We start from the raw sequence: 14,442 nt of genomic DNA on the forward strand, positions 1-14,442 counted from the left end.
ATGTCTGCGCCAGCCCACGCGGAGATCATCAATTACGCCGAAGTCGGACGCCCCGAAGATCCCGGTCTGGAATTGCTCCAGGAAGATCCGCATGACCTCATCTTCTTCACAGAGGCCGCCGGGGGCGGTTGGGTGAAGGCGCGGTTGCTTGATCTGCCGGGTCGAACCATGCCAGCCAACCCCAAGGGACAACTCAAATTTCGCATCAACGGAATCGAATCGAAGGACTTCGTTGCCAAGTGGGATGAGATTGAATCGATCGACTTTTGGGAGAAACGCCTCGAACGGGAGACCGCTGATCGGATCAAGGCAGGCGACTTCACTGGTGCTTATCCTTTTCTATCGGTGTTGATCCGTGACTATCCCAATCGCCCGAATCTGCGAACGCTGCGCTCGGAGTTCCTGCTCCGCGATGCGGGCAGTCGCTTCAAGGACGGCGAGGTGGGGCCCTCGTTGGCGATGCTCGAAGAACTACACCGTTATGCACCGGAGTACAAAAGTGATGCTGTGATGACGGGGATCGGCATGATGACCGATCGTCTGATGCAGAAGTTGATGGATGAGAATAAACTCGAACTGGCGCAGCAGCTTTTGGCGCGGTTGGAGAGTGATTATCGCGGCAAGAGCTTGGCATCGATCACGAAGTGGAATCAAACGTTTCTCGAGATGGCTCAGGAGCGACAGGATGCTGCGATCGCTGCTCTGGAAAAGGAAGACTTCCGAACCGCTCGCCGCCTCTCCCGTGAGAGCATTCACCTCAAACCGTCGATTCCCAACGGCCAGGAACTCGTTCGCAAGATCGATCAAATCTATCCGCTGGTGAACGTCGGCGTGTTGCAAACGGCCAAGGACCCCGATCCAACCCGATTGGACAATTGGGCGGCCCGGCGGGCCGGCCGGCTGCTCTATCGCGTGCTCTTTGAAATGCAGGGGGCGGGTCCCGAAGGCGGTGAGTACGAGTTCCTCTTTGGGGAGACCGAACAGAGCGCCGATCGCCAGGATTTCACCATGCTGCTGCAACCGGAAAAGCTCGAGCCACCGCTCAATGATATCAATGGATTCCTGATCGCCGATCGTTTGGCCGAGCGAGTGGATCCCAGTTCGGCGATGTATTTCTCACCATGGGCAGCGGCGATTCAGGCGATCGGACTCGACGGTCCCAAACAGATCGATTGTCTCCTCCGCCGTCCCAATGTGCTGCCGTCTGCACTGATTCAAATGACGGTCGACGGCAGTTGGTTCGGTGGCGAGCCTGGATCGCCGACGGGCGACTATCGCCGCGACGTGATCGAAGGGGACGTGGTGCGGTACACCTTGGTGGGTGAGCAGCGGACCGCGACCCAGCCACGAGAAATCGTCGAGATCCGTACCGAGAGCGCTGCCGACGGCGTCGCCAAACTGCTCAAAGGGGAGGTCGATGTGCTCGATCAATTGTTCCCCGCCGATGCGGTTCGTCTCGAAGGCAATCGTAACATTCGAGTAGCGAAGTATCCCCTGCCGAGCGTACACATGCTCGTCCCTTGTAGCGACCACGTCTACTTGGCCGAACGCGCCTTCCGCCGCGCCCTCGTCTACGGCACCAATCGCAACGACATTCTCGGCGGTGAGTTGCTCGAAGGTCTCGAGGTTCCCGGCTGCCGCGTGCTCTCGGGGCCCTTTCCCGCTGGGATCGAACAGAACGATCCGCTCGGTTACGCGTACGACCAATCGATCGCGCCGCGTCGCTATGAACCGCGGTTGGCCAAGCTCCTCATGACGATGAACGCCAATACGCTCGAAGGGCAAGCAAACCGTAAAGAAGAACCGGTGCCCGAGCTCAAGCCGATCCGTCTCGCTCACCCACCGGAGAACCTTTCGCGGTCCGCTTGTGAAGCAATCAAGAGCCAATGGGAGTTGTTGGATCTCGAGATAGAGTTGGTCGAGTTGCCTGTCGGTATGGCGTTCCCCGAGCCGGGCACGGCAGACCTCGCCTATGTTGCCGCTGCCGTTTGGGAACCGATCATTGATGCCCGACGCGTCCTCGGGCCCGAGGGCATGGCGGGAAGCACCGACCAACTCGTTGGACTGGGACTGCGACGGTTGGAAGAATCGAAAAACTGGAAGGATGCTCGCGACCGCCTGCTCGATTTGCACTACATCGTGCACCACGAACTGCCCATTATCCCGCTCTGGCAGCTGGTGGATTCCTACGCCTACAATCGCAATCTACTCGGCGTCGGATCGGATGTGGTTTCGTTATATCAGAACGCTGAGAAATGGAGGTTGAGCCAATGAATCGCCAAGCACCTTTGGCCTTGTTGGCCGTTCTTCTGACCCTCACGCTCTTTGGATCCACCCGATCCCGGGCGCTCGATCCTGCCGCCGATACGGAGTCCACGGAGACCCCGGCGACTGGCGGTCCCTCGGCTCCGGGCGATGGTGCCGAGCAGACCGATTTACTTGCAGAAATCGAAGAGCGTCCCGAGGAGCCACCTCCTTTTGACTTCTCTCCTTATCGCGTGCTGATTTGGGTCGCGTCAGATGATCCCCGCATCGATGCTCAATCGATCGAGGTGGACTTGATGAAGTACCTCGATCGCGATTTTCGTTCGGTGTGGCGGACCGTGGTCGCCGACGCCCCGCCTGGAGTGGCGTCGATTGCCCGCCGTGATCTCGCCTCGATCACCTTCGATTCCATTGCCGCAGCCGACCCGGTGATCGCGCTCAAACGAGACCACCCCGATTCGGTCCGTGTCCATTTCGCTTCCGACGCCGGACGGTTCCTCCAAGGGATTCCCGGGACACAGGGGCGGGTTCAGGACGTGCTCCGCCGCATCGAAGAAGACCCAGAGTCCAAATCCACGCCAGCAAAGTTTGCGTGGAAGGATAAACTGAGACCCATCCAGGGTGACGCTGTTGCTTTGCGAGATCTATGGAAAAATGAATCAACCGAGGCGCTCTTGGTGTCGCGAGGGATGGCCGATTCGCTGAGCGAACCCGAAGCCAAACTCATCGTCCCACCGCTCCAAGGACAGGTCATCGAGGCGATCAAACACTTTGACAAAATCTATGTCGTGCGGCTGCAAACCAAGGTCGCCCCGGGCACTGTCGATGTTATGGAACTCGATACACTGATGCAGCATTTCGGTGACGTGGTGCACCACGAGATGGTGTCGCGGAGCGAAGTGGCGATGTCCGTCGGTGTCGCGGTCCGGGATGCCTTCTCTCCCGTTGTCCGTATCGACAACGCGGGAAAGAATAACGCCACGGGTTTGGTTCGCGCTGCTGGGTTGGCGCTCGACCCAGACTCCCCCATTCACGTTCGCGTCGGCGAAGTGCTGGTGCCCTTGGTCCGGAAAGACAACCGCAAGGGACGACCTCTGACCATCGGGCCGCTCGATTTTGCCTATCTGTATGTCACCGAAGAGGACAAACATTCCGTCAAGATGGATTTTTATTCGGGCCGGATGACGACGCTGCAGGGACGCAAGAATAATCGCACCCACCGCATGGCTCTGCGTTTGCGGCCGCGTCGAGACACCACGACGCTGCGTTTGCATGCTAAAGGTGAGCCTGACCAACCGTTGATCGGTTACGAGTTACACGGTAAAGAACTCGATAGCACCAGCATGACCTTTGTCGGACGCACGGATTGGAACGGGCGATTGAATGTAGAAAAGATCGACCGACCATTGCGACTGCTCTATGTCAAGAACGGCGGTGCCATTCTCGCGAGACTGCCAATCGTCCCTGGTCACCACGAACAGGTCGTCGCAGACCTCGCCGGTGATGACATGCGGCTGCAAGCCGAATCCTATATTCGCGGTGTGCAAAACGCGATTATCGATCTCGTCGCCGTTCGCGAACTGTTCAAAGCCCGGATCAACATGCGGATCAAGGAAGGCAATCTGAAGGCGGCTGACGAACTGCTCGAAACGCTGCGAAACGAACCGTCGAACGAGAAAATCGCTAACGACATGGGCGTTAAGCAAACCATGTTCCTCAAAGCGATCGGTCGTAACGCCAACCAAACGCGTAAAGTCGATGAGATGTTCAGCGAGACCCGCGAGCTGCTGGCCAAACACATCAACCCGAGAATCATCAACGATCTGGAAGTTGCCCTGATCGAGGCTGAGAAAGGTGGCCAGACGCCGGCCGCCGAAGAGCAGGCCGAGGGTTCCGACGAATCGCCACCGGCCACCGATGGAGACGCGGAGGGGACAGCCGATGCTGAGCCCGTACCAACCGCCGAGTCCGCCCCGGAGGCTGAGTCCGCGCCGGAGGCCGAGGCTGCACCGGAGGCCGAGAGCGGCCTCGAACCGGTCGCTCAGCCGGAACCTTCGTGACCGATCTGAGGAACTGATTGGCCGCCGCCGTGAATACTGAACGAGTACGTTCACGGTAGGGAGGTAATGCCCGGGGCGGCCGTTGGGCTCGCGAGCGTGAGCTCAGGTTAGGATGTCGTTGACGACCGTTCCGTGTACATCGGTTAGGCGGAAGTCGCGGCCTTGGAAACGGTAGGTTAATCGCTCGTGGTCGATACCGAGCAAGTGCAGCATGGTGGCGTGCAGATCATGCACATGGACGGGGTTTTCCGTGATGTTGTAGCAGAGTTCGTCGGTTGCCCCGTAGGTCAGTCCGCGTTTGATCCCGGCCCCTGTCATCCACAGTGAGAAACAACGTGGGTGGTGGTCACGACCGTAGGTTTGTGCATTCAATGTCCCCTGGCAATAAGAAGTTCGCCCGAACTCTCCGCCCCAAACAACAAGCGTGTCGTCGAGCATGCCGCGTTGTTTCAGGTCATTGACGAGCGCCCGGGTCGGTTGGTCGGTATCGCGGCACTGGCCGGGCAACTGCTTGGGCAACGTGAAGTGCTGGTCCCATCCCATATGAAACAACTGCACGAATCGCACATCACGCTCGGCCAATCGCCGTGCCAGTAGGCAGTTGTAAGCATAGGTCCCCCGTTTCATCACGTCGGGCCCATAGCTGTCGAGCACATGCTGCGGTTCATCGGAAAATTCTGTCAGCTCGGGGACCGAGGTTTGCATTCGGTAGGCCAGTTCGTACTGCTTGATTCTCGTGCTGATTTCGGGGTCTGCGAACTCATCGAGCTTCGTTTGGTTGAGTTTCGCCAGGTCGTCGAGCATCCGGCGGCGAGCGGTTGCATCGAAGCCGTCTGGATTGCTCAAGTAGAGGACTGGATCTCCCACGCTCATCAGTTTGACACCCGCGTAGTTGGATGGCAGGAAACCACTCCCCCACAGTCGGTCGTAGAGCGGTTGGCAGTTCGGTCGTCCCGTTCCCCGCGAGACCATGGTGATGAATGTGGGGAGGTTGTTATTGAGCGTGCCGAGTCCGTAGTGCAACCAAGACCCCAAGCTCGGTCGACCGGGCAGCTGGTTGCCCGATTGAAAGAATGTCATGGCGGGATCGTGATTGATCGCCTCGGTGTGCATCGATCGAATCAGGCACATGTCGTCAGCAAGCGTCACGATGTGCGGCAACAACTCACTCCCCAGTTCCATACCGCACTGGCCATGCTTGGCGAACTGGTAGCGAGACCCAGCCATTGGAAACGACTTCTGCCCCGCCGTCATCCCAGTGATGCGTTGGTTCATATCGATATAGTCGCGAAGGTCTTTTCCCTCATGCTGCTGCAAGGCCGGTTTGTTATCAAATAGCTCTTGCTGCGAGGGTGCGCCGCTCTGAAACAGGTAGATCACCCGTTTTGCTTTCGGCGGCGTATCGAACTCTCGCATCGTTCCGCTCGGTGGCGGTATTTGCGAGGCTGGAGAGGATTCCGGTCCAGTCGCAGCATTTGCATTCTCGCCCAGCATCGAAGCCAAGGCGGCCATGCCGACACCTGAGGCGGATCGACCGAAGAAACGGCGCCGGGTGAGGTGCAATCGATGGTCATGCAAAAGTGCGTTCATGGGATTGGTTACCGGGAAAATAAGAAATCAGTGTGGATCGGGACGTGCGCAGTGCCAATAACTACTCAATGCAAATGAACTCATCCAAGTTCATGATCAGATGTGCGGTTGCTGTCATTGCAGCGTGCTCGTTGACGTCGATGGACTCATCGCGAGCCGACTCGCCGACGGCCAACAGCTTCGCAGCCTGATCGGGCCGAGATGCGTAGTGCTCGCGGAAGTATCCCAAGTTATCTTCGAGCACATCGAGCGTCTCACTGCTCGCCCGATGAGCCATCGCCCGCCGATACATGCTCGCCAATTGAACGCGAGGTTCATCGGTGGGCTCTTGCAGGATGTTTTGGGCCAGATTTCTCGCGGCCTCGATGAAAGTCGGGTCGTTCATCAGCACGAGCGACTGCAGTGGCGTATTGGTGCGGCGGACACGCACGTTGCACACTTCGCGTCCCCCCGCGTCAAAGATCGTTTGCCGTGGTGGGTTCACCGCTCGCTTCCAATACGTGTACATGCTCTTGCGGTACAGGTCGTCGCCGGAATCGGTGTTGTACTTCGTGCCCACACTCGCTGCGACGACCGCCCACAATCCTTTGGGTTGGTAGGGTTTGACCGAGGGGCCTCCTCGCTTTTTCGACAATAGACCGCTGGCTTGGAGTGCGACGTCACGGATCATGAATCCATCGGCTCGGTATCGTGGACCACGGGCGAAAAGTCGATTTTGAGGATCGACCGCGTTGAGTTTTTCGTTGGTGTGGGAGGATTGCCGGTATGCCTGGCTCGTCACAATCAGGCGATGCATCGCCCGTACATCCCAGCCTGATCGGATGAACTCCAGTGCCAACCAATCCAGTAGTTCGGGATGGCTTGGCGGTTCGCTCTGCAGACCAAAATCTTCAGCCGTTTTGACGAGTCCCATGCCAAAGTGGTCCTGCCACATGCGATTGACAGTGACGCGTGCAGTTAAGGGATTCTCAGGGGAAACCAACCACTGGGCGAACTCCAGTCGATCTTTGGGTTGCGGCGAATCATCACTTTGGAGCAGAGCCGCCGGGACCTCGCGTGGCAGAGCTTCCGAGGTGTCCGGTGCGTCGTACGCACCTCGTTCCAATAGATAGGCGGGAGCCGGTTGGCCGTCCTGTTCATCCATCACCATCACGGTGGCGCGGGTGATACCGCGTTGCATGAATTCTTTGTCCACTGCTTCGTTCTCGGCGACCGCCGCACGCAGTCGTGGGTCGATCTTTTCATAGTGAGATCGAATCAGCTTGCGATCCTGGGAAGACCGTTTGTCGGCCGGTTTGCCGATCGCGGCCAAGGTTTTGGCATCCAACCCAAAACCTTGCGGGATTTCGCTGTCGGGAGACTGCGTGAGGCTCAGCTGTAGCTTGCCGATGGAATGTCCGGCGTAGACGCTGCCAAAGTAGAGTTCGACAGTGAGCGTGTCGGACGCCTGCACCGTCAGTGGTTCGGCGAAATACGCGATCGCTTGCACAGGTTCTGACGTGACTCCCGGCCCAGACACGGCCCATCCTGACTTGCGATCATCGTCAATGGCATCGGCGATTGGGAAACCGTCTTGCTCGAAACTTGCGGCAACGGACGCGATCTCGATAGGTTTTTCATTGAGGAGGACGTTCCAGTCCGTTAGGACAAAGTTGCCATTGACGCTCGGTGCGAGTTGTCGTGGTTTGCCAAAACGCTTCTCAGGCAAGGCTTCGACCATGATTGCGGAAACTTGTTTGTCGGCAGCGTCGATGTCGATCTGGTAGGTCACGTTTCGTGAGTCGCTGCCCTTGTACGACAACGTCTGGTCATCGTTGACCTTGAGTTGCCCCTTACCAATCAGCTTCTGAGAGGCAATTTCTCCGGTAGCCCATTGGTCCGACCGCACCCCCATTTCAGCGACCGCCGACTGAGTCCATTCGTCCATGCGCTCGTCGAGCGACCCGCGTGCATCGGCGATTGCTTGCTCAGCGGCTCGGCGCCGGGCGAGCAAGTCGTCGGGGATGTCCGCCAAGGGCGAGTAAGACTGCATCGTCGGGTTGGCTTTGGTCCCAGGGCCGATGCCGCGTTCGCCAATATTGTTGAAGTAAGCGTAGAGCGAGAAAAACTCGCGTTGGCTAATCGGGTCAAATTTATGATCGTGGCATCGAGAGCAGCCAGCAGTCAGGCCCAGCCAAACAGTGGCCGTCGTCTCAACACGATCGATCACGTTCTCAACAAAGAACTCTTCGGCGAGAGCGCCACCTTCTGCATTTTGGCGATGATTGCGGTTGAATGCCGTCGCGAGTCGATCGGAATCCGTCGCATCAGGGAGCATGTCCCCTGCAATCTGCAGGATCGTGAATTCGTCAAACGGCATGTTTTCATGGAAGGCTTGGGTGACCCAATCTCGATATGGCCAATTCGTCCTCCCGTTGTCGTTCTGGTAGCCGTCGGTATCGGCATACCGAGCCGCATCGAGCCAACGCAAACTCTGTCGCTCAGCAAATGCCATCGAGCCTAGCAATTTGTCGACAGCCGCCTCGTAGGCAGCATCCGTTGGATCGGCTAAGTACGACTCCTGCAAGGATTCAGAGGGCAACATACCCGTCAGAGTCAAGGCAGCCCGTCTGAGTAGCGTCGCTGGAGAGGCTTGAGCGGAAGGCGGCAGATCGGCCTCGTCGAGTTTCCTAGCGATGAACGCATCGATCGGGTTCACGGTCCACTGTGACCGTGTTTCATCGTCCCACCGCGGATTCTTTTTCAGATCATCAAAAACCTCGGCGGGAGGTTCCGCAGACGTCGGCGGCGTGAATGCCCAGTGTTCGGCGTAGGGCGCCCCTTGCTCGATCCACGCATCCAGAATGCGTTTGTCTTCTTCGCTGAGCACCCGGTTGCTGTCCGGCGGCGGCATCCGACCATCGAATTCGTCAGCGTGAATGCGAGCATGCAATTCGCTCGCCGCCAGATCGCCGGGCACCACGGCAGCGTAGCCGCCAAGATCCGCGAACAAATTCTCCTGGCTGTCCGCTCGAAAATCAGAGTCCTGATTGTCCACGTCCGGTCCATGGCAGGGAAAACAACGGTCCGAGAGAATCGGTTGGACTTGGAGATTGAAGTCGACCGTTGGCGTAGCTGGTTCGGCAGCGCCGAGGTGTACGAACATCAGTGTCCATGTGATAACGGACAGGAACGCAGCGGCGGGCTCACGAAGCATTAGAAAAAATCGGGGCAGGAGCAGCGAGGGATGGATAGACATCATTCTACACGAATACCGCCAAGAACTACAGAACGCGGTACGACCCTCTGACGCTGGCTAGAATCTCTTGACCACAGCTTTCTAGTTTTAAAACGTTGAATCCCATGAGGTTAAGTGCACGGGGGCCCACTTGCGGACGAGCGTCAGGTCTGGCACGCCTCCCCCAGAAACGCCTCCCCCGACGATCGCGAGTTGCTTCAGGTATGGCACCGGGGCTCATCTGATCTGGTACAAATACGTCAGAGTCCCCGTACCCAATCCGGAGTAAAAGCATGAGTGTTACGATGCGAGCTTTCGCATTTCTCGCGATCCTTTGCCTTTCAACAAACCTGCAATCGTCTGCTGCCGAGCAGACACAGTCGGCGCTCCCCAATATCGTTCTTTGCATGGCGGACGACCAAGGCTGGGGCGATGTGGGTTATTACGGAAAGTCGGTTGCGAAGACGCCCGTCCTCGATGAGATGGCTTCGGAAGGGTTGCGATTGGATCGTTTCTATTCCGCCGCTCCGGTCTGCTCTCCAACCCGCGGCAGCGTGATGACGGGGCGCAACCCGAACCGTTTCGGGTGTTTCGAGTGGGGCAACTCACTGAGGCCGCAGGAGGTGACGATCGCAGAAGCGTTGAAACAAGCCGGTTACACGACCGGGCATTTCGGGAAATGGCACCTCGGGTCTGTCAACGCCGACAGCGACGTCAGTCCGGGGGCCTCCGGGTTCGACGAGTGGTTCTCCAGTCCGAACTTTTATGACCTGGATCCACTGATGAGCCACAATGGTCGCGTCGTCAGCACCAGCGGCGAAGGGTCGGAGGTGACAGCGAGGGCGGCGATTGACTTCATACGCTCCTGCACCCAAGAGGAACAGCCCTTTTTGGCGGTGATTTGGTTCGGCTCTCCTCATTCTCCTCACGTTGCACTCGAGAAGGATCGCCAGTTGTACGCCGACCTACCCAAGGCGGCGCAGCACTACTACGGTGAAATCACTGCGATGGACCGGAGTGTTGGGATGCTTCGCCACGAGCTCCGGGAACTCAATGTCGATGACAATACCTTGTTCTGGTACACGAGCGACAATGGACCGCAAGGTCCAAAGAATCGCAGTCGTCCTGGCTCGTCAGGCGGGCTGCGTGACCGCAAAAGCACGCTTTACGAAGGCGGAATACGCGTGCCGGCAATCATTCAGTGGCCTGCGAGAATTCCCCAGCATCGGGTTAGCTCGGTTCCCGCCAATACCTCCGATATCTATCCGACGCTCATCGATATCGCGGGCGTCGAAATAGCTGCCCAGCCCGAACCGCTCGATGGGATTAGCCTGCTGCCATGGATCGACGGCCAGACATCTTCGGTGCGTCCGAAGCCGATGGGGTTTTGGGCGAACTTTGCCTCGGGGCAGAGCATGAAGAGTACCCGTCTGCTCGAAGTGCTCGGGGAACAGCAATCTTCAGGAGCGAAAGCACAGAAGCTGATTAACGATGAGGCGGACCGCCACAGTCGGATCAATGATCAGTTGGACGAGTTCGCTCAGCGCGGACTGATCGGTAACGCCGCTTGGATTGACAACCGTTACAAGCTGCACCGTCGCTGGAACAAGAAGAAGGACGACTTTCGCTACGAGTTGTATGATCTCGAGGCAGATGTGGCTGAGGCACACGACCTCGCTAGCGACATGCCCGACCGCGTCGCCGCCATGAAGGAGCAACTCGAAGGCTGGCAAGAGTCAGTCGTGCGTAGCCTCAAGGGGGAAGACTATCACGAAACGAGTGCTCCCTGATTTTCTGGCGACTTAGCAACGCACGATCAATTTCTGTCGTAGTGGACGAGGCGACGAGTCCAAAGCCGCAGGACTCGTCGCCTCGTCCACTTCTAAAACCGACACTTATTCATCGTGTGTTGCTAACCTTCCCCTGCGACCGCCCTCGTTGAGCCTTCGTCAATCGACTTTACCCCCCAGTTCCAATCCTTCCACGTGATTTCCTGAAATGCGACTACTTGTTCCTTTGATCTTGGCGGCGGTCTCGTTGTCGGTCGGCCTTCCGCACGCTGTCGCCGAGCGTCCCAATGTCGTCTTTATTCTCAGCGACGACCATCGCTTCGACTTCATGAGCTGTGTGGAATCCTGTCCGGAATTTTTGCAGACACCGAATCTGGACCGGATGGCCAAGGAGGGGGCCCGTTTTCGCAACGCGTTCGTCAGCACATCGCTGTGCTCGCCGAGTCGGGCATCGATTTTGACTGGGCGCTATATGCACCATCATGGGGTGGTCGACAATCAACGGCCGATCCCGGAGGGCACGCAGTTCTTTCCGCAGCACCTCCAGGACGCGGGATATACGACGGCGTTTATCGGGAAATGGCACATGGGGCACGATGATGATGGGCCGCGACCCGGGTTCGATTTTTGGGCCAGTTTCCAGGGGCAAGGCCAGTACTTTGATCCCACTCTGAATATCAACGGAACTCGGCAGAACTTTAACGGCTACACCACGGATGTACTGACTGATGTGGCTTTGGATTGGTTGCAGCAAGATCGCTCTGAGGAAGACCCATTTTTGATGTACCTATCCTACAAAGCGGTCCACTACCCGTTCCAGCCGAGTCCGCGTAACTCGCAACTCTACCAGGACGAAACGATCGATTATCCCGAGACGATGGCAAACACTCATCGTAACTATCGCACTCAACCGCAGTGGGTGCTCGATCGTCGATACAGTATCCACGGCATCGATCACATGGAAACCGGAGCCTTTGACAAAGACCCTGTCCCAGACTTCGATGAACTGTTTCATAACTACTGCGAAACCGTGCATGGTTTGGACGAGAACATCGGTCGTGTCCTCCAGGCATTGGACGAGGCTGGAGAAATGAAAAACACGATCGTCATCTACATGGGCGATAACGGCTTCCATTTAGGGGAGCACGGGTTCTACGACAAACGAGATGCCTTTGAAACGTCGATCCGTGTCCCCATGCTCGCGCTCGCTCCCGGTCGCATCGCTGCCGGCACGCAGATCGATCAATTGGTTCAGAACATCGATATCGCGCCGACGGTGTTGGACCTGTGCGGCCTCGAGGCGACCGAGGAAATGAAGTTCGACGGTCGCTCGATGCAGCCACTGTGGCGGGACGCGGCGAGCGATCCCCCGGAGTGGCGCGACCATATTCTGTACGAGTACCACTGGGAGTGGAATTTCCCAGCGACGCCGACCACGCTGGCGATTCGAACCGACCGCTACAAATACGTTTACTACCATGGCGATTGGGATCGCGACAGCTTCTACGATTTGCAAACCGACCCGATCGAACGTCACAACCTGATTGATGTGCCGGCATACCAGGATCAGATCGAATCCTTGCGGAATCAGATGTTCGAGGAACTGGCGGCGAGTGGAGGTTTGAATTTGCCTATACGCATTCCCGCCGGTGAGCGATTGGATCAACGCAAACGCCGTTGAGGTGGCCTGAGTAGGCTGACGCCGAAGACGCCCCGCTCGGCAAGAACTGTTTGGAACTGTTTGGGGACACACCAATTTTTGAAGGCCAGTAGTGGAAGATTGCATGAGTCAGAAATATCGCACGCGGCGTCAGTTTTGTTCCACGATTGCTGGAGGCGCGATCGCAAGCTTTTGCTCGCCGGCAACGTCCGCGTATCAGCGGGAGTACTCGGCGGATTTGGTGATCATCGGTGGTGGTTTGGGTGGCTGCGCCGCAGCGATCGCGGCGTTACGCAATGGTCTGAAGGTCGTCATGAGCGAGGCGACCGATTGGATTGGCGGGCAACTCACGAGCCAGGGTGTACCGCCTGATGAGCACTCTCGCATTGAAACCGCTGGGGCGAACCAGTCCTACCGCGATCTGCGATCTCGTCTACGGAAACACTACCGCGAAAACTATCCGCTGACCGAGGCGGCGCGGCGAGATCCTCTGCTGAATCCCGGCAATGGAAATGTGTCTCGGTTGTGTGCTGAGCCGCGTGTTTCATTAGCCGTTCTGGAGCAGTGGCTAGCTCCCTACGAAGAGTCGGGGCAGCTGATGTTACTGCGAGAGCACAGTGCGGTGGCGGCGGATGTGGACGGTGATCACGTTTCTGCAATTAGCGTTCGTTCGGCACTGACAGGAGACACTCGTGTGCTCCGTGGGAAGTTCTTCGTCGACGCAACCGAGTTGGGGGATCTGTTGCCGTTGACGCAAACTGAGTTCGTGACCGGTTCGGAAGCTCGGAGCGTAACCAACGAATTGCATGCCAGCGAAATCGCGAAGCCGGACAACCACCAGGCCTTTACTGTCTGTTTCGCGGTTGATCATCTCGACGGTGAGACCCATACGATTGATCGTCCCGAGGAGTATCCGTTCTGGCGAGATTTCGTTCCTCAGCTCACACCACCGTGGCCCGGCCGACTGTTGGACTTTACTTACACGCATCCGAGATCCAAGCAGCCCAAACGGCTCGGCTTTGATCCCGCCGGAGGTAGGTCCGTTGACGGAGCGCTAAACCTTTGGACGTACCGGCGGATTATTGACCGATCGCTGTTCGAGCCAAGCCGGTTTGCCGGCGATGTCAGTTTGATCAATTGGCCTCAGAACGATTACCTGCTCGGCAATCTAGTGGGTGTGTCGGACGAGGAGGCGGCGCAGCATGTCAGTCGAGCGAAGCAGTTGAGTCTCTCGCTGCTGTATTGGCTGCAGACCGATGCACCACGGCCCGATGGTGGGACTGGATTTCCCGGTTTACGGCTACGGCCTGACCTGATGGGCACGACAGACGGTCTGGCGAAAACTCCCTACGTCCGTGAGTCCCGTCGTATCCAAGCCCAGTTCACCGTGCTCGAAGAACATGTCGGTCGCGAGAATCGCAGCCTGGTAACGGGCCAGCCAGCATCGGAAATTCAGGCTGCAAACTTCGCCGATTCGGTCGGTGTGGGCAGTTATGCGATCGATCTGCATCCGTCCTCAGGTGGCGACAACTATATCGATTTCCCAACGTTTCCCTTTCAAGTGCCACTGGGATCCCTCTTGCCGGTTCGGGTGCAGAACCTGCTCCCAGCGTGCAAAAACATCGGTACGACGCACCTGACGAGCGGTTGCTACCGACTGCACCCAGTCGAATGGGCGATCGGGGAAGCGGCCGGATGTCTGGCGAGCTTTGCCGTCAAGCAACGTCTCTCACCGCACGCCGTGCGCGCAAGCGAGCGATCGCTCCGTGATTTCCAGAAATTCATTGGCGAGCAAGGTGTCGAAACCAAGTGGGCCTGAGAACGCGCGGCCCGCAGCTCCTTTTCGCTATAGTGGATCGA

Annotated in this window: 7 protein-coding genes; 5 read left to right on the forward strand and 2 right to left on the reverse strand. The window is 57.8% G+C overall.

Annotation, left to right across the window (positions count from 1 at the left end; genetic code table 11):
- Positions 1-2,274, forward strand: a complete 2,274-nt coding sequence (locus CA85_RS07970) for an ABC transporter substrate-binding protein (protein ID WP_146390769.1) — start codon at positions 1-3, stop codon at positions 2,272-2,274.
- Positions 2,271-4,325, forward strand: coding sequence for a hypothetical protein (locus CA85_RS07975; protein ID WP_186774810.1), 2,055 nt, complete (start codon positions 2,271-2,273; stop codon positions 4,323-4,325). Before CA85_RS07970 ends, CA85_RS07975 begins: the two co-directional genes overlap by 4 nt.
- Before the next feature lie 102 nt (positions 4,326-4,427).
- On the opposite strand, the gene CA85_RS07980 is transcribed toward CA85_RS07975, so the two are convergent.
- Positions 4,428-5,915: a DUF1501 domain-containing protein gene (locus CA85_RS07980; RefSeq protein ID WP_146390770.1), complete on the reverse strand. Its 1,488-nt coding sequence runs from the start codon at positions 5,913-5,915 to the stop codon at positions 4,428-4,430.
- Between the two features lie 61 nt (positions 5,916-5,976).
- Positions 5,977-9,111, reverse strand: a complete 3,135-nt coding sequence (locus CA85_RS07985) for a PSD1 and planctomycete cytochrome C domain-containing protein (protein ID WP_246112593.1) — start codon at positions 9,109-9,111, stop codon at positions 5,977-5,979.
- Between the two features lie 314 nt (positions 9,112-9,425).
- On the opposite strand from CA85_RS07985, the gene CA85_RS07990 reads away from it, so the two are divergent.
- The 3 genes from CA85_RS07990 to CA85_RS08000 all read left to right on the forward strand — a co-directional run bounded on the left by CA85_RS07990 (position 9,426) and on the right by CA85_RS08000 (position 14,401).
- The gene (locus CA85_RS07990; protein WP_246112594.1) at positions 9,426-10,922 is read left to right on the forward strand and encodes a sulfatase family protein; all 1,497 of its coding nucleotides are present in this window, start codon (positions 9,426-9,428) and stop codon (positions 10,920-10,922) included.
- 208 nt (positions 10,923-11,130) lie between these two features.
- Positions 11,131-12,603 carry a sulfatase family protein gene (locus CA85_RS07995; protein WP_146390771.1) on the forward strand — a complete coding sequence of 491 codons (1,473 nt, stop codon included), beginning with the start codon at positions 11,131-11,133 and terminating at the stop codon, positions 12,601-12,603.
- A gap of 103 nt (positions 12,604-12,706) precedes the next feature.
- A complete protein-coding gene (locus CA85_RS08000; protein WP_146390772.1) occupies positions 12,707-14,401 on the forward strand; it encodes an FAD-dependent oxidoreductase in 1,695 nt (564 codons plus the stop codon).
- Positions 14,402-14,442 lie beyond the last annotated feature (41 nt).

The sequence above is a fragment of the Allorhodopirellula solitaria genome (assembly GCF_007859855.1).
GTDB lineage: Bacteria > Planctomycetota > Planctomycetia > Pirellulales > Pirellulaceae > Rhodopirellula > Rhodopirellula solitaria.